The organism is Streptomyces sp. NPDC002328, assembly GCF_042890065.1.
Lineage (GTDB): Bacteria > Actinomycetota > Actinomycetes > Streptomycetales > Streptomycetaceae > Streptomyces.
The window spans coordinates 126,229-141,789 of the sequence record NZ_JBIARQ010000013.1; the positions used below are offsets into that span (position 1 = coordinate 126,229).

The 15,561-nt window shown below is 71.1% G+C and carries 18 protein-coding genes; 7 read left to right on the forward strand and 11 right to left on the reverse strand.

Annotated features, from left to right (window positions below):
* Window positions 1–86: 86 nt before the first annotated feature.
* Window positions 87–1,040 carry a helix-turn-helix domain-containing protein gene (locus tag ACFYX4_RS28445; protein WP_389339247.1) on the forward strand — a complete coding sequence of 318 codons (954 nt, stop codon included), beginning with the start codon at window positions 87–89 and terminating at the stop codon, window positions 1,038–1,040.
* Here the strand turns inward: ACFYX4_RS28445 and ACFYX4_RS28450 are convergent.
* The 8 genes from ACFYX4_RS28450 to ACFYX4_RS28485 all read right to left on the reverse strand — a co-directional run bounded on the left by ACFYX4_RS28450 (window position 1,031) and on the right by ACFYX4_RS28485 (window position 8,126).
* Window positions 1,031–1,753: a DUF6461 domain-containing protein gene (locus ACFYX4_RS28450; protein WP_389339249.1), complete on the reverse strand. Its 723-nt coding sequence runs from the start codon at window positions 1,751–1,753 to the stop codon at window positions 1,031–1,033. The two genes, ACFYX4_RS28445 and ACFYX4_RS28450, sit on opposite strands and share 10 nt — an antisense overlap.
* A 531-nt stretch (window positions 1,754–2,284) precedes the next feature.
* Window positions 2,285–3,016 (reverse strand): hypothetical protein, encoded by a 732-nt coding sequence (locus tag ACFYX4_RS28455; RefSeq protein WP_389339251.1) that lies wholly within the window; start codon window positions 3,014–3,016, stop codon window positions 2,285–2,287.
* Between the two features lie 122 nt (window positions 3,017–3,138).
* A complete protein-coding gene (locus ACFYX4_RS28460; RefSeq protein ID WP_389339253.1) occupies window positions 3,139–3,492 on the reverse strand; it encodes a hypothetical protein in 354 nt (117 codons plus the stop codon).
* Window positions 3,493–3,577: 85 nt separating this feature from the next.
* Window positions 3,578–4,054 (reverse strand): pyridoxamine 5'-phosphate oxidase family protein, encoded by a 477-nt coding sequence (locus tag ACFYX4_RS28465; protein ID WP_389339255.1) that lies wholly within the window; start codon window positions 4,052–4,054, stop codon window positions 3,578–3,580.
* Between the two features lie 93 nt (window positions 4,055–4,147).
* Window positions 4,148–5,560 carry a Fic family protein gene (locus ACFYX4_RS28470; RefSeq protein ID WP_389339257.1) on the reverse strand — a complete coding sequence of 471 codons (1,413 nt, stop codon included), beginning with the start codon at window positions 5,558–5,560 and terminating at the stop codon, window positions 4,148–4,150.
* Between the two features lie 33 nt (window positions 5,561–5,593).
* Window positions 5,594–5,938, reverse strand: a complete 345-nt coding sequence (locus ACFYX4_RS28475; protein WP_389339260.1) for an STAS domain-containing protein — start codon at window positions 5,936–5,938, stop codon at window positions 5,594–5,596.
* Window positions 5,935–7,323 carry a PP2C family protein-serine/threonine phosphatase gene (locus ACFYX4_RS28480; RefSeq protein ID WP_389339262.1) on the reverse strand — a complete coding sequence of 463 codons (1,389 nt, stop codon included), beginning with the start codon at window positions 7,321–7,323 and terminating at the stop codon, window positions 5,935–5,937. Before ACFYX4_RS28480 ends, ACFYX4_RS28475 begins: the two co-directional genes overlap by 4 nt.
* Complete coding sequence (locus tag ACFYX4_RS28485; protein ID WP_389339264.1) at window positions 7,323–8,126, reverse strand: alpha/beta fold hydrolase; 804 nt, start codon at window positions 8,124–8,126, stop codon at window positions 7,323–7,325. Before ACFYX4_RS28485 ends, ACFYX4_RS28480 begins: the two co-directional genes overlap by 1 nt.
* 91 nt (window positions 8,127–8,217) lie before the next feature.
* Between ACFYX4_RS28485 and ACFYX4_RS28490 the strand changes: the two genes are divergently transcribed.
* The 3 genes from ACFYX4_RS28490 (at window position 8,218) to ACFYX4_RS28500 (ending at window position 10,706) form a co-directional block, all read left to right on the forward strand.
* A complete protein-coding gene (locus ACFYX4_RS28490; RefSeq protein WP_389339266.1) occupies window positions 8,218–9,381 on the forward strand; it encodes a hypothetical protein in 1,164 nt (387 codons plus the stop codon).
* A 38-nt stretch (window positions 9,382–9,419) separates the two neighbouring features.
* Window positions 9,420–9,968: a YciI family protein gene (locus ACFYX4_RS28495; RefSeq protein ID WP_389339268.1), complete on the forward strand. Its 549-nt coding sequence runs from the start codon at window positions 9,420–9,422 to the stop codon at window positions 9,966–9,968.
* A 129-nt stretch (window positions 9,969–10,097) separates the two neighbouring features.
* On the forward strand, window positions 10,098–10,706 hold the full coding sequence (locus tag ACFYX4_RS28500) for a DJ-1/PfpI family protein (RefSeq protein ID WP_389339270.1): 609 nt from the start codon (window positions 10,098–10,100) through the stop codon (window positions 10,704–10,706).
* On the opposite strand, the gene ACFYX4_RS28505 is transcribed toward ACFYX4_RS28500, so the two are convergent.
* Window positions 10,678–11,067: a winged helix-turn-helix transcriptional regulator gene (locus ACFYX4_RS28505; protein WP_389339272.1), complete on the reverse strand. Its 390-nt coding sequence runs from the start codon at window positions 11,065–11,067 to the stop codon at window positions 10,678–10,680. The two genes, ACFYX4_RS28500 and ACFYX4_RS28505, sit on opposite strands and share 29 nt — an antisense overlap.
* Window positions 11,068–11,163: 96 nt before the next feature.
* On the opposite strand from ACFYX4_RS28505, the gene ACFYX4_RS28510 reads away from it, so the two are divergent.
* Window positions 11,164–12,054, forward strand: coding sequence for an NAD(P)-dependent oxidoreductase (locus ACFYX4_RS28510; RefSeq protein ID WP_389339274.1), 891 nt, complete (start codon window positions 11,164–11,166; stop codon window positions 12,052–12,054).
* 54 nt (window positions 12,055–12,108) lie between these two features.
* On the opposite strand, the gene ACFYX4_RS28515 is transcribed toward ACFYX4_RS28510, so the two are convergent.
* Together ACFYX4_RS28515 and ACFYX4_RS28520 are read right to left on the reverse strand one after the other, a co-directional pair.
* Window positions 12,109–12,267 carry a hypothetical protein gene (locus ACFYX4_RS28515; protein WP_389339507.1) on the reverse strand — a complete coding sequence of 53 codons (159 nt, stop codon included), beginning with the start codon at window positions 12,265–12,267 and terminating at the stop codon, window positions 12,109–12,111.
* A gap of 85 nt (window positions 12,268–12,352) precedes the next feature.
* Entirely contained in the window at window positions 12,353–13,087 is a 735-nt protein-coding gene (locus tag ACFYX4_RS28520) for a serine hydrolase (protein WP_389339276.1), read from the reverse strand.
* An 804-nt stretch (window positions 13,088–13,891) separates the two neighbouring features.
* On the opposite strand from ACFYX4_RS28520, the gene ACFYX4_RS28525 reads away from it, so the two are divergent.
* Complete coding sequence (locus ACFYX4_RS28525; RefSeq protein ID WP_389339278.1) at window positions 13,892–14,671, forward strand: LysE family translocator; 780 nt, start codon at window positions 13,892–13,894, stop codon at window positions 14,669–14,671.
* Window positions 14,672–14,761: 90 nt separating this feature from the next.
* Complete coding sequence (locus ACFYX4_RS28530; RefSeq protein WP_389339280.1) at window positions 14,762–15,520, forward strand: HAD family hydrolase; 759 nt, start codon at window positions 14,762–14,764, stop codon at window positions 15,518–15,520.
* The last annotated feature ends 41 nt before the right edge of the window (window positions 15,521–15,561 follow it).

Sequence of the window (15,561 nt, forward strand, 5' to 3'; positions counted from 1 at the left end):
CCGCTGCGATCTGTCACAGACATGCTCGCGGAGGCAGGCGCCCCGCCGCGACTGTCCGGAACGCCATGCCCCATACAATTCCGGACATGACCACCGTCGCGCTGGCCGTCACCGATGGCATGCTGCACTTCGAACTGGCCCTGGCCTGCGAGGTGTTCGGAACCGACATGAGCGCTGTGACGGACCGCTGGTACCGCTTCTCGCTCTGCGGACCGGGTCCCGTGCGCATCGACCGCTTCCGGATGGAACCCGACCACGGACTGGACCGCCTCCCGCACGCCGACACCGTGATCGTCCCGGGCTGGGCCGACGTCGACCGGGAGCCGCCCGCCGAACTGGTCGAGGCGGTGCGCGCCGCCGCCGACGCGGGAGCCCGCGTGGCCTCCCTCTGCACGGGAGCCTTCGTGCTGGCCGCCGCAGGCCTGTTGGACGGCAGACGCGCCACCACGCACTGGGCGCACGCCCAGGAACTGGCCGAGCGCCACCCCCGGGTGACGGTCGACCCCGACGTCCTCTACGTCGACGACGGCAGCGTGCTCACCTCCGCCGGCAAGGCCGCCGCCATGGACCTGTGCCTGCACCTCGTCCGCCTCGACCACGGCGCGTCGATCGCCAACACGATCGCCCGCCGCCTGGTCGTGCCGCCCCACCGGGACGGCGGCCAGGCCCAGTTCGTGACCACCCCCGTCCCCGCCCCGGCCAACCACCCGCTCGCCGAACTCTTCCCCTGGGCGCTCCGACGGCTGGACCGCCCGCTCACTGTGGAGGACCTCGCCCGCCAGGCGCGGATGAGCTCACGCAACCTGGGCCGCCACTTCAGAGCGGTCACCGGCACCACCCCGCTGCAATGGCTCCTCGTCCAACGGATACGCCATGCACAGGAGTTGCTGGAGACCACCGACGACACCGTCGACTCCATCGCCCAGTCCACCGGCATGGGCACCGCCACCACCCTCCGCCGGCACTTCAACCGCACGGTCGGAGTACCGCCGGACGCCTACCGCCGTACGTTCCGCTCCGGGCCGCACCCTCAGAGCTGATCCCGCCGCACCTCCACGGACGTCCGCCCGCCGTGTGCGTCCGTGATGTCGATGACGACGCCCTTCCACTCCTCGGCCGGCTCTTCCGGCACCTCGCCGGTCCGGTACTCGGCTCCCGCCAGCAGTTCCTCGGTCACCCGTACGCCGGTGAGACGCTCCGTCAGCGCGAGCACCGCCGCCTTCGTGTCGACGTCGGCGTCCTCGTCCCCCGAGGGGTTGAGTCCGAGCTCCCTCATCACGGCGTTCAGCGCGTCGGGCGTGCTGCCGGTTCTGTGGGCCGGGGACTCGAAGGTGGTGCGCAGCTCTCCGTCCTCGTACCAGTGGAAGAAGTGCATGGGCTTGCCCCCGTTGGACGAGTGCGAGACGGCGCGCGTTCCGGCGGAGAGGGCCTCCATGATGCTCGGACGGGTTCCCAGATCGCCGCCGAGGTCCAGGGCGAGCGTCCAGTCCCCTCCCGCGCCGGGGACGGTGAACGCGCCCGCGAGGAAGGACTCGGGCCAGTCGTCCCAGTCGGACAGACTCTCCTTGTGCCGTTCGATGAGTTCGGTGAGCCCCGCGCACGTGCCTCGCGGCTCGGCCTCCGCCACGGTGAACAGCTCGGCCGGTGTGACTCCGCGCACCAGCGTCATCGTGTAGCCGTTCTGCAACGCGAAGTCGAAGAACGAGGACGAGGATCGTATCCAGCCGTAGTCGGCCGCGGTGACTGAGGTCATGCGGCGCATCCTGCCACCGGCCACTGACATCGGGGCGCGCCTGCTCGACCGACCGCGCCACTCCATGACCGTGGTGGACGCGGTGGACGCGGCGGAGCCCGGGAGTCGTATCCAGCTCCCGGGCCCCTGGGGATGCCACCCAATTGCGCACGCCGGTGGCGTTTAAGAGGACGGATCAGTCATCAGGCCGTCGTGTTCTTCCTTTGAACTACCGCACCACGTAGAGGTGCAGGCGAGAGTCGAACTCGCATCCGACGGCGTTCGTCCGGCCTCGGTCGATCCGGCGATCGGCGGCGATGCTGAAGCTGGAGCGAGAGTCTGAGATTGACCGCGGCTGCCTCTGCCTACTTGGGCTACCCCGGCAGGTGGTGCCGGGGGAAGGAGTCGAACCTTCACTGGACCGCTTCTTCAGGCTGAACTTCAGTTTCAGCTTGCGCTCATCGCGCGTACCGGTCCTCAATCCGGCCGCGCCTTTCGCGCACCCCCGCGCTCGCACGCGGGGGCGATCAGGGATGCTACCTGCGCCCGGTGTCAGCCGAACAGGTAGCCGAACACCGCGTCGCCGACGCGCTGGTCGGTGATCTCGACGCCGTTGGCCTCCTCACGGGCGAACTTCACCGCCTGCTGGAGCTTCTCGACGCGGTCCACGAGCTCGTTCACCCGCCGCGCGGGAAGCGCGCCGGAGAACTTGACCGTGGTCCAGTAGCCGATGGGGACGTCCTCGTAGTACACCTCGACCTGCGCCGGGTGCTTCTCGGTCGCCTCGGCCTTGACGTGGTTGCGCGGGACCTTCTTCGTCCGGATCGTGCGGACGGGGTCCGTCTTCCACCAGTCCGTCGACGGGTCGAGGGTCCAGGACTCGGCGGCGTCGAGCACCGGCAGCTTCTTCACGAACGTGTGCAGGTCGGTGAGCTGCTTCTCGAGGAACAGCAGGTAGCTGACCGGCACTTGCGAGAGGATCGTCCGTCCCTCGACGGTGACGTCCGCGCGGGCGGTGCAGTTGGCCCAGTCCTTGGTCGCGGTGACGTCGAACAGCCGGGTGAGCGAGGCGGACATCTCACGGAGCACCTCCTCCGCCTTCAGCTGCACCCGGGTGGACTCGGGCGGCAGCTGCTCGCCCTCCTCGTCCTTCGGCTGATACGTACGCGAGATCCCGGACAGCAGCGCGGGCTTCTGCACCTTGTGATGAGCCGCCGTGATGTCCTGGAACGACTTGCTCTTGACGCCTTTTTCGACAGCGATGATCTGATTGAGCTTCGCCACTGCGTCCCCCCTTCGAACAGCAGAAACATAGCCCAGAGGGGGGAGTTCCTCACACGGTTTTCTTGACGGACCGCTGAGGACGACTCCCTCCCCCCTCCCGGGGCAGCAAGCTGAGCCGGCGCTCAGCGGAACTCATGGACCACCCGGATCTCGCCGACGATGTGGGCGTTGAAGTCGTCCAGCTCCTCGGCCGGAACCCAGAGCTCGAGAATCGTCCGCCCGCCCGCCTGCTGGGCGGGATACCGGCTCACGAACTCCGACTCGACCTCGAAACGCGTGACGAAGCCGGCCCCGTCGTGCTTCACGTTCCAGTCCCGCGCGATCCTGATCGCGTAGTCCTCGTTGAGGACCGGATAGAAGATCGGCTGCTCGGGCAGCCGGGGCGGCCACGCCCGCCAGTTCAGCTCCCGAACCAGCTCCAGCTCCTTGGGTCCGGTGGGACGCCACAGGGTCGTCGTCGCTTGCCGGCGGTTCATGTACGTCGCTCTCTGAACATCAGCCGCCGATAGGGCGGTTGGGTGGTCGGAAGACCGGACGATACCGACCCCGTGACCTCGTCGGCTACGCAGTTTCCGCAGCGTCCAGCCACGTCCCCCCGCGCATGATGACTCGCCCGCGCAGTTCCGGCTCGCCGCGCCAAGCGCGCACGGTCCTCGGGACCACGCGTACATACAGAAAGGACCCCTCTTCCCGGCGCGGATCCCACCCGAACTTGTCGGTGAACGCCTCCGCCGCGCCTTCGGGGACCTCCTCGTCCGCGAAGCACTCCGCCTCGCCCTGGAGGAGCACCACGTCGAAGGTGTCCGGTAGCGCCAGGCGCACACGCGGCTCCGCACGGACGTTCCGCGCGGTCACCGAAGTGGCGCTGGTGCACATCCACACGGCTCGCCCGTCCCACAAGAACCACAACGGCACTTGGTGCGGCCCGTGATCAGGGTGAGCCGTCGACACCCATACATCCCGCTCGGCAACGAGCCGCTCCAGTGTGTCCTGCACACGTTCCGCGGTCTCGCGGCGGACGATTCCCGTGGTCTCCATGGGGGCCGACCCTAGCCAAGCAGGCGCGAAGCGCGCCTGGGGCGCAGGGCCTACTTTCCAGCGACCGATGACCCCTCAGTCGGTGAACCGGCTTCAGGGCGAGGCGAGATGGGCGTCGATGTAGCGGGCGAGAATCAGCCCGTCCTCGCTGTTGTCGGCCTGGAAGGTGATGCGGCGGAGGAGGAAGACCCGGTTCAGGGTGATGCCCTCGCGGGCCAGGACGAACACGAGGGTGAGGAACGCGGCTCGGGCGTTGCCGTCGTCGAAGGGGTGGAAGAAGCAGACGTCGAGGTAGGCGCGTGCGGCGCGGGCGGTGAGGGGGAGGGGGCGGTCGCCGTCAGCCTCGCTCTCGGCCAGGCAGGCGTCGAGGCGGGCGCGGGTGTCCGGGGCGATGCCGTAGCGTTCCCGGCCGCCCTTGGCGAAGGCCGGCAGCGTGCGGAAGGGCGGCGGCTGGGGCGAGTTGAGGACGTGCCGCTGCCAGCCGCGGATGAGCGCGAAGTCGAGTGGGGCACCGCGCGCCGCATCGGCCCGCAGCAACTCCAGTGCGGCGAGCAGCCCTTCGGCACGGGCGGGATCCAACGCGCCGTCGAAGGCTCGTATGTCCTCTGCCGCGCCGTCCCGCGCGGGGGCCCGCGATCCCTCCGGGCCGACCTTCGGAGAGGCCCGCCGTTCGTCCATCCCGCCCTCTGCCGCGGCCCGCTCCTGCGCACCCCCGTCCGGTGCGTCCCGCCAGCGCACGTTCTCGCGCACAGTGAGCCAGCGCTCCAGGTGGTCCGGTGGTGCGTAGTCGGCCGTAGGACGGGGCGCGGCGGTCGGCCGCAGGGAGAGGGCGAGGCGTTCCGCGACGTCGTCCACGAGCACGATGTCGGGGCCGCTCCAGCTGCGGAACCGCCCGCCGATCGCTCGCTCGACCAGCGTCTGCGCGGTGTCCGGCGGCACCGACCAGCGGCTGAGAAACCAGGTGAGCACTTGATGGCAGTGTCCGTACCAGCCGCTGCCGCACCCCGTGCGGTCGGTGACATGCAGAATCAGACTGCGGGCGGCGCGCTCCCACAGGATCCTCTGGTCCTCGAGGTCGGCCAGGTCCAGCGGGTACGCCTCGAACCACCTGGAGAGACTCTCCAGCCACTCCCGCCACTCGCACAGCGCCGCGACGACACGGGCGAGCGTCTCCTCCGGGGTGGTGACCGAGTCCCGCGGGCAGCACCAGCTTCCGACCGGGCCCCCGTCGAAGTCCCCTTCGTCGTGCGCCCAGCGCCAGCCCACGGCCCACCGGCCATAGCGTCGTTCGAGGGCACAGGACATGGCGTCGGCCCACAGCCCGGCCTCGTTCCAGCTCCAGTCGTGCATCGCCGGGTCGCTGAGCGGGATGTCGGGGCGGCTCGGCACACACCGGGCCGGTCCGAGCGAGTGCACCACCCGCGACGCCGACGCGCTGTCGAAGGGATGACGGGCGGGATCCACCTCGTCCCAGCTCAGAAAGGCAGGGGTCGTCTCGACGATCACCGCGCAAGCCTGCCACGGGCCCCCGGCGTCCGATCAAACGGATTTACGGGTGGCGGTCTCGCTGTCGGGGTGGAGGGAGAACACCTGGTCGAGGCCGACGATGCGCAGTACGCGCAGCGTGTTGGCGGGGACGGCGGCCAGGGCGATGTCGGCCCGGGCGGCGTGGGCGTGGTTGCGGGCCGCGATCAGGGCGGTGATGCCGCTGGAGTCGCAGAACTCCATGCCGGCCAGGTCCACGACGAGGCGTTGGCCCGGGCGCAGGGCGAGGGTGGGGAGCAGGTCGCGCAGTTCGGCGGCGTTGGCGTAGTCGAGTTCGCCGCTGATCTCCATGACGGGACCGGTCGCGGCGTCTCGAGTGGTGATCTTCAGCGGGCTCATGGCGTGTTCTTCGTCATCCGGTCGGAGAGGGAGGCGGAGTTGGGGGAGGAGGAATCGGGGGACGCGGAGGTCGGGGCTCCCAGGGCGAGGAGCGCGGTGTCGTCGTCCAGGCCGTCGCCGAAGTCGTTCAGCAGGCCGGTCAGCGCCTGGATGACGGCTCCGGGCGGCCGTCCGGCGTGCTCGGCGGCGAAGCCGCGCAGGGCCTCGTCGCCGTAGAGGCTTCCGTCGTGGCTGTTGCGGGCCTCGGTGAGGCCGTCGGTGTAGAGGAGGAGCGTGTCGCCGACGGCGAGCGTGGTGGTGGCCGTCGCGAAGCGCGGGTGGGGCAGGACGCCGACGAGGATGCCGCCGGGCGTGGGCAGGAAGTGCGCCGTGCCGTCGGCGCGCAGGACGAGGGCCGGCGGGTGGCCGCCGGAAGCGAGATGGACGGCGACGCCGCCGGTGACCGGGTCGGGTTCGAGGATGCCGAAGATGGCCGTGCAGTAGCGCGGATCGCCGCCGGTGTAGCGCTCGTGGAGCACGGTGTTCAGGGTCGACAGCGCCGAGACGGGGTCGGGGTCGTGCAGCGCGGCGGCGCGCAGTGTGTAGCGGGTCAGCGAGGTGACCGCCGCGGCCTGGGGACCCTTGCCGCACACGTCACCGAGGAAGAACGCGAAGCGTTTCCCGTCGACGGGGAAGACGTCGTAGAAGTCGCCGCCGAGGCGGTCCGGCGAGGCGGTGTGGTAGTACGCGGCCGTCTCCACGCCGGGCACTTCGGGCAGGGCGGCGGGCAGCAGGGACTGCTGGAGCACGGCGAGAGCGTCCTGGAGCCGGGCCCGGTCGGCCTCGGCCTGCTCGCGCGCCCCCTCGGCGTGCCGGTGTGCGTCCTCGGCCCGCCTGCGCGCCTCCTCGGCCTCCTTGCGCGCCGCCTCGGCCGCCTTCCGGCCGCGCAGGAGCTCCTCCTCGTAGGCGCGGCGGTCCCGGGCGTCGAAGACGGTCGTGCGGATGAGCAGCGGCTCCCCGGTGCTGCCGTGCTTGACCACCGACGAGATCAGAACGGGCATCCGGCTGCCGTCGGCCCGCTTGATCTCCAAGGCGATGCCGTTGATCTCGCCCTGCATGCGCAGCAGCGGCGCTAAGTGCGTCTCGTGGTACAGCTTGCCGCCCACGGTCAGCAGGTCGGTGAACCGCCTCCGGCCCACCACGGCGTCGTGGTCCAGCCCGAGCCAGTTCAGCAGCGTGGCGTTGATCTTCGCGACGGTGCCGTCCATCAGCGTGGACAGATATCCGCACGGCGCGCTCTCGTAGAGTTCCTCGGCGCTGTCCTCCAGCAGCGACGCGAAGGCCGCCTTCTGCGTCCTCTCGTCGTCGGCCCCGTGCGGTTCGGGCTCCTGCCCGGTGCGGCACATCACCGCAGTCCCGCCAGGAAACCGGTGATCGCCGCGTTGGTGGCCTCGGGCGCGGACAGGTGCGGACAGTGACCGGTCGCGTCGAGGGTGACGAGCGTCGAGCCGGCTATCGCCCCGTGCACGTAGGCTCCGACCTCACGGGGCGCGATGACGTCCTGGGCGCACTCCAGGACCAGCGTGGGCACCCGCACCGACTTGAGGTCGTCCCGCGAGTCCGACAGGAACGTCGTCCGGGCGAACACCCGCGCCATGTCGGGGTCCGTGGCGCAGAAGCTGTTCGTGAGCTCCTCGCCCAGCTCGGGACGGTCGGCGTTCCCCATGATCACCGGGGCCATCGCCGCCGACCAGCCCAGATAGTTCGACTCCAGCGACACGAGCAGCTCGTCGATGTCGTCGGCTCCGAACCCGCCCCGGTAACCCTCGTCATCGATGTACCGCGGCGAGGGGGCGACCATGACCAGCGCGCCGATGCGCTCCGGCGCGATGTCGGCGGCCAGCACCCCGATCATCGCGCTGACCGAGTGCCCCACGAACGTCGCACCGCGCAGATCGAACGCCTCGCACACCTCCACCACGTCCCGGGCGTAGCCGCTGAGGGAGGCGTAGCGGTCCTCGCTGAACGCGGACAGGTCGGAGCGGCCCGAGCCGACGTAGTCGAACAGCACCACCCGGTAGTCCTCGGCGAGCGCCGGAACCGTCAGCCGCCACATGTTCTGGTCGCAGCCGAAGCCGTGCGCCAGCACCACCACCGGGCCCTCGGGGTTGCCGGTGACCGTGACGTTGTTCCTGCGCCGAATGTCCATACCCGCCATCTTCCCAGCTCGCAGACACTGCCCCGGCCCGCCCCCTTGCGGGGCCGTCGGCGTTGTCAGTGCCGTCCGTTACCTTCGGGCCATGTCGATCACCGCACAACTGCGCGATTCCGTGAACCTGCCCGGCGGGGGCGCGCTGGTCAACGGCTACGCCTACGAGAGCCGTGGGGACGGGCAGTGCCGCGCCCTGCTCCTGAACGGGCACGACCTGGAGGTCCACGACGTCCATGAGGTCCTCGCCGGGGAGCGCGCGCCGACCGCCGTCTTCCCGCTCCCATGGCCCGGCTGGGACCACGGCGTCCACTCCGTGAGCCCCGACGGCTCGTTCGCGGCGTTCTCGGGGCAGCGCGCGGTGCGGGCCGTCGGTCGCGGCGGAGAGACCCTGTGGGAGTACCGGCACGGCTGCTGGGGTCCCGAGGTGGGCCACCCGCACTCGGGGGACGAGCAGGAGGTGTGCCGAGGCCTCGAATCCGGGTCCTGCCGGATCTCGGACGACGGCCGGTTCGTCTGGGCGCATGTCGTCGCGACGACGGCGGATGCCGGGCCGACGGGTGCCGGGGAGGGCCCGGAGACGGGCACCGGAGAGCACCCGGGGGAGGAGGACGCGGGCGCGTGGGAGGTGGACGGCGGCGCGGGCGCGTGGGAGGAGCGCTGGGTCGTCCTGGACGCCCGGGACGGGCGGGAGCTGGCCCGGCTGCCGCTGGCCAGTGCGGCCGCCGGCTCGCACCACCTCTCCCACCCGGACGGCGTGCACATGGGCCTCAGCATCGGCATGGGCCAGGACGGCGTTCTGCTCTACTGGGCACGGTGGGACGGCGAGAAGCTGACCGCCTGGGATCTCGACGAGACGGCGGGCCGCATCCTGACGGACGTCCACCCCGGGCACCCGGGCTTCCTGACGACCGAGCACTACGGTGAGGACCTGCGGCTGCACTCCCTGGACGGCGCCGTGCTCGCCACGGCGGAGCCCGAGCCGGCCGACGAGGAGCCGCCCTGCTGGGACTACGGCTGCGGCTTCGTCGACGCCGACACCGTGATCGCCTCGACGCTCGACTCCTGCGAGACCCCGGAGGACGGCGGCCACTGGCTGCTCGACGCCCGCACCCTGGAGATACGCGGGCCGGTCGCGTACCCCGAGGGCACGGGCGCCGCCCACAGCTACGTGCGCCCGCTCGGCGACGGGACCTGGCTCACCTATGACGACGGCAGCGGGACGCTGTACCGCTGGGGCTGTCGCGGCGAGTGACTTGAAAGATCACCGTGGGTCGGGAAGGGGCTGCGGTCATGGAGTTCTTCTGCTACCACCGCGATCGGCCCGGCTCCCTCACCTTGCGCGAGGAACTGGTGGAGGACCACTGGTCGTACATGGACCGGTACGCGAAGGAGCTGATCGCCCGCGGCCCGACCTTCGCAGACGACGGTGAGACGCCCACCGGCAGCGTGCACATCGTCGACCTGCCGGACCCGGCCGCAGCCCGCGCGTTCGCCTTCGACGAGCCCAACTACCAGGCGGGCGCCTACCGGGACGTGCTGCTGCGCCGGTGGCGCAACCTGCTGGGGCGCACCATGTGGGAGTTCCCCGGTGGCCGCAGCGGCGGCGACCGCTACCTCGTGCTCGGCCTCGGCTCGGGCCGGGCCGTCGACCTCGACGTGCCGTCCGACCGGGACGAGCTGATCGCCTACGGCCCGCTGCTGTCCGACGACGGCCTCACCTGGCTGGGCACGGCGGTGCTGCTCCGGGCCCCGGACCCGGACTCGGCGCGCGCCGTCCTGACCCAGGACCGGTATGCCGCCGTAGAGGTCCACGCGTGGGAGTTCGGCGGACGGCGGTGAGGGGGGAACGGGTGAGAGGGGCGAGCGGGTGAGGGGGCGGCAGGGAGCCACCGGTCGCCGATTGGCTCTCGACCCGTGACGGCGGCCCGGGCAGGCTGACGGTTCGATGCCCTACGAGGAGGAGTCGTCATGCAGGCAGCCGTGGTCACCTTCGACGGGTTCAACGAGCTCGACAGCTTCATCGCCTCCGCGCTGATCAACCGATGCCGCAAGGACGGCCTGGAGGCCTTCATCACGACGCCGACGCCGGTGGTGACGTCGATGAACGGCGTCGAGGTGACCGGGCAGCGCCCGCTGGAGTTCGTGACCGAGGCCGACGTCGTGCTGATCGGCAGCGGGGTCAAGGCACGGGAGGTGGTCGCCGACGACCGGCTGATCTCCAGGCTGCCGCTCGACCCGTCCCGGCAACTGATCGGCGCGCAGTGCTCCGGCGCGCTGGTGCTCGCCCGGCTCGGGCTGCTGGACGGCATGCCGGCGTGCACGGACCGCAAGAGCCGGCCCTTCGTCGAGGCGTGCGGCGTCACCGTGCTGGACACGCCGTTCCACGCCGAGGGCGACATCGCCACGGCGGGCGGTTGCCTGGCGTCCCAGTACCTCGCCGCCTGGGTGATCACCCGAACGCTGGGTGAGGGCGTCGCGCGCGACGTCATCGACTATGTGGCTCCGGTCGGAGAGAACGAGGAGACCGTCGAGCGCGCACTGCGTGCCGTCAACGTGGGTGAGCCCGTGGTGCGTTGACGCCACCCGGGGCGGTCGGCGCGCCGCCGTCGTGCCGCTGGCGGCCCCAGGCGGCCAGCGGCTGGAGCGCCTCATTGAGACGGGCGCCGTCCTCGGTCAGCGAGTACTCGACTCGGGGCGGCACCTCGTCGTAGGAGACGCGGCGCACGACGCCGTCCGCCTCCATCTCCCGCAGGTGTGAGGCGAGTACCTTCTCGGTGACACCGGGAATCAGCCGGCGCAACTCGCCGAAACGGCGGCAGGGTTGCTCATGCAGGGCCCAGAGGACCAGCACCTTCCATTTGCCGCCGATCACTTCCATCGCGGCATCGATGCCGCACACGTGACCCTCCGGGGTGCCCGGCCGGTTCGACGTCGTCATGCCCCACCCTTCCGACGTGCTCGCTCACCCCGGGGTAACCACCCACTCGCAAGTGCGTACTTGATCACTCCCGGGCCTGCGGCCAGCCTAATCGGCATGACGCAGAACCAAGTTGAGCCAGTGAACAAGACCTCCGTCACCCTGCTCGGCCTCGGCGCGATGGGTACCGCACTGGCCCGCGCCTGGCTCGCCGCCGGCCACCCGCTCACCGTCTGGAACCGCACCCCGGCCCGCGCCGAGGCGGTCGCAGCCGAGGGGGCGAGGGTCGCGGACAGCGCCGCCACGGCCGTCGCGGCGAACACCCTGATCGTCGTCTGTCTGCTGGACGACGCCTCGGTGGACGAGGCGCTGGCCGGTGCCGACCTGACCGGCCGGGACCTGGTCAACCTGACCACCACGACCCCCGCGCAGGCCCGCGCCCGCGCCGAATGGGCCCGGGAGCGCGGCGCCCGTTACCTGGACGGCGGGATCATGGCCGTCCCGCCGATGATCGGCGTCCCGGAAGCCGGCGGCTACGTCTTCTACAGCGGCTCCCGGGAGTTGTTCGAGGAGCACCACGAGACCCTCGGCGTCCCGGCGGGCACCGTTCACGTCGGCGACGACGCGGGATTCGCGGCCCTGCACGACGTGGCCCTGCTCAGCGCCATGTACGGAATGTTCGCGGGAGCAGCGCACGCCTTCGCTCTGATCCGCAAGGAGAACATCGACCCGGCGTCGCTCGCCCCGCTGCTGGCCGACTGGCTCGTCGCGATGGCCCCGTCGGTTCACCAGACCGCCGAGCAGCTGCGCAGTGGCGACTACACCAAGGGCGTCGTCTCCAACCTCGCCATGCAGACGGCCGGCACGCCGACCTTCCTGAACACCGCCGAGGAGCAAGGCGTCAGCCCCGAACTGCTCGCCCCCTACTTCGAGTTGATGCACCGCCGCCTGGCCGAGGGCAGCGGGGAGGAGGATCTGACGGGGGTGGTGGATCTGCTGGTGCGCTGACCAGGCGGAATACGACTCGGTTACCGCATGCCGGCATTCCGTCATCCGGCCGAGTCAGTGATAGGCGTGGACGACGGCATGGCCCTTGCCTCGGCCGATCATCCACTTGTCGACGGGGGTGGTGAGCAGGAAGGCGACCGCGAAACCGCCGAGGAGGGCGTACCAGAACACCCGCTGAGACAGTGCAGGGTTGCCTTCCCCGCCGTCCCCCACGAGGCCGCCCCCTTCGGGGCACCTTCCGGGTGGCCGTCGTGAGGGGCGGCGAGGTGATGGTCGTGCTCAGGGGTATGCCGGACGATCAGGCGATGATCGGCGACACGGGCGGGGGAGTGCTGCACAGCGTATGCACGGCCGACCGTGTCGCCCGTTCCACGGCGGAGATGCCGTGGGACATGCTCGGGCTGCCGTGGGAGAGGACGGCGACGTAGAAGGTGCTGCCGTGCGCTTCGACTCGCCCCATGCTGTTGATGGCCCAGCGTTGGGACTGAGAGCGCTGGAGCCAGCCGTTCTTGAGTTGCGACCGGTCGCCTTCGGCGGACACTCCCCAGGCCTGTTCGGGGTCGATCCGCCCCATGAAGGTCTGGATCAGTCGGCGCGAGCTCTTGCTGAGCGGCGAGTGGTCGCTGAACACGGCGGTCAGCAGGGTGAGTTGGTCGGTGGCCGTGGTCCGGGTGAGGCCCCAGTGGGCACCTGGCCCTGCCTCCGTGGAGGTCAGCCCCAGGGCCTTGTTCGCCTCGGTGAGTCCCTCGCCGCCGCCGATGCGCCGCCACAACGCGCCGGCGGAGTCGTTGTCGCTGCTCTGGATCATCGAAGCGGCGGTGGAGGTCTCCCACTCGGTGAGTGAGCGCTCCTCGCGCTGGGCCCGCAGCAGCAGGGCCGCCAGAATGTCCACCTTCGCCACGCTCGCGGTGATGTGCGTGTGCGCGCCGTAGACCGCCCGTCGGCCGGTCCTGGGCTCGTACACGGCGACCGAGACCTCGGTGCCGCCCCGCGCCCGTACCGCTTCGAGCGAGCGGGCGAGCGCGCGGTTCACATCCTTGGGGCCGGGCTTCCGGGGGCCGCCGGGCTTCGGCAGTTCAGGCTTGCGCGGGCCGGGTCTGCCGAGCCGCGTCGGCGCGGCGGCCTGCTCGTTCCTCGCCGACGGCGACACCGACGCAGAGGGCGAAAGCGTCTGTTTCTGCTTCTGTGCCGCAAGGCGTGCGCCCCGGTCGCCGGCCGAGTCGTGACCGCCGGCGACGCAGCCCGTGAGCATCACTCCCGCTGCCGAGAACGCCAGCGCCAGACGTATCCGCTCGCGACGCACGCGGGCGCCGCCGTGTCCGCTCGCCCCGGGCGGGACGGATTCGTTCCCCGTTCCGTGAGGCGGACGGGCAGCGTGATGCGGATTCATCGAAGACCTCGATCGCATGAGGGGGCTGGAACCGGAGGGGAAGAGCATGGCCAAAGTCTTCGCCGGGGTGAGGCGCGCCGCATCCCGGGACGGTTTCCCCCGGAAGGCGCAACGCGTCCGGTGCGGACATCACCTGACGGTCCTTCGGAATCGAGGCGCAGGGCCCGTCTGCCCTGGCCCCGGGGCACCTGCCCCGCGTCGCCACGTCGTGCCGGCGCCACACTCCCGTCCCGGCTGCCGTCGTCCGTCCGCGCCACTCTTGTCGGTGATCGTCCAGGGTCGTTCGGGGGAGTCGAGCGGCGTGGCGGCGGGCGCTGCGGAGGACGGTCCGGGTATCCGGGATGGCGACTGCTGTAGGCCGGGGGGAATAGGGGATGCCTCGACTCCTGCCCGAAATCGGGCAGAAAAATGGATGTCACGCGGCAGTTCCCTCTACCGTGGGCATCCATGATCACCGCAGACGCCTTGTGGACCTTCTCCCTGATGGTCGGTCTCCTGACCGTCACACCCGGCCTGGACACCGCGCTCGTCCTCCGCTCCGCCGCCCTCGGACCCCGCAGTCGCGCCTGGGGCGTGGTCATCGGGATCCAGAGCGGCACACTGGCCTGGGGCGTGCTGACCTCGCTCGGCGTGACCGCGCTCCTGACCGCTTCTCACCTCGCCTACGAGACGCTCCGCTGGGCCGGCGCCGCGTACCTGGTGTGGATGGGCGGCAGGATGCTGCTGGCCACCTGGCGCCGCTCCGCGGACGAGCACCCGGAGACGGACCATGCCCGCGAGGCGTTCCACCCCACCGACGCCACCGACGCCACCGACGCCACCGACGCCACCGACGGCACCGACGGCACCGACGCCACCGACGCCACCGACGCCACCGACGGCACGACCGACAGCGGCGCGGGCAGCAAGCGCGCACCGCTGTCCGGCACCCCGCTGCTCGGAGGCTGGCGACAGGGCTTCACGACCAATCTCCTCAACCCGAAGATGGGCGCCTTCTACGTCGCGATGCTCCCCCAGTTCGTCCCGGCCGACGCCTCGCACCTCGCCGCCGGCGTGCTCCTGTCCGGCGTGCACATCCTTCTGGCCGTCATCTGGTCGTGCGCGCTGCTCACCGTCGCGGGCGTGTTCCGGGACCGTCTGCAACGGCCCTCGGTACGCCGCCGCCTGGACCGCGTCACCGGCACGGTCATCGCCGCCCTCGGCGTACGTCTCGCACTCGGCGACTGAGCAGCCGTCACCCGAAGAAGCAGCCGACACCTGGGAAGCAGCAGCCCACACCTGGGAAGCAGCGGTCACCGGAAGCGAAGGGACACAAGCATGGGACAGGCGGAATCGCAGGGATCGCAGGGATCGCAGGGATCGCAGGGATCGCTCCCCACCGACGCGGAGGCGGTCGTCTTCGACTGCGACGGTCTGCTGGTCGACACCGAGGCCTGCTGGTCCGTGGCCGAAGCCGCCGTCTTCGCCGAGCACGGCCACTCCTTCGGCCCTGAACAGAAGGCGCTGGTCCTCGGCCGTACCGTGGAGGACGCGGCGCAGGCCATGGCCGACTGCTTCGGACGGCCCGGGGCCGGTCCCGAGCTTGCGGCCGACCTCATCGAGCGGGTCCGCGGCGAACTGGCTCGGGGTGCGGCCGCGCTGCCCGGGGCGGTGGAACTGGTGCGTGCCTGCCGGGCGGCCGTGCCCATCGCCGTGGCGAGCAACAGTCCCCGGGACCTCCTGGACCGGGCGCTGGAATCGGCGGGTCTCGCGGAGTACGTCACCCACTCGTTCGCCGCCGACGAGGTGCGCCGACCCAAGCCGGCTGCCGATCTCTACCTCACGGCGTGCGAGGCGCTCGGCGTGTCCCCGAAGCGTTCCGTCGCCTTCGAGGACTCGGCCACGGGCGTCTCGGCTGCTCGGGCAGCCGGTCTCCACGTCGCGGTCGTCCCGTCCCTGCCGGACGGCGACCTCGACCACGACTGGCGAGGCACGAGCCTGGCCGCCCCGGAACTGCTCACTTGGGCGGCCGACCTGGGTTCACGATCTCCAGATCGCGCGGGCGACCGCCGACGCCCGCGTCGCCGCCCGTTGTGACCCGGTCACGCGGTCAGGTCGCGCAGGGGACGTAGCCCGAG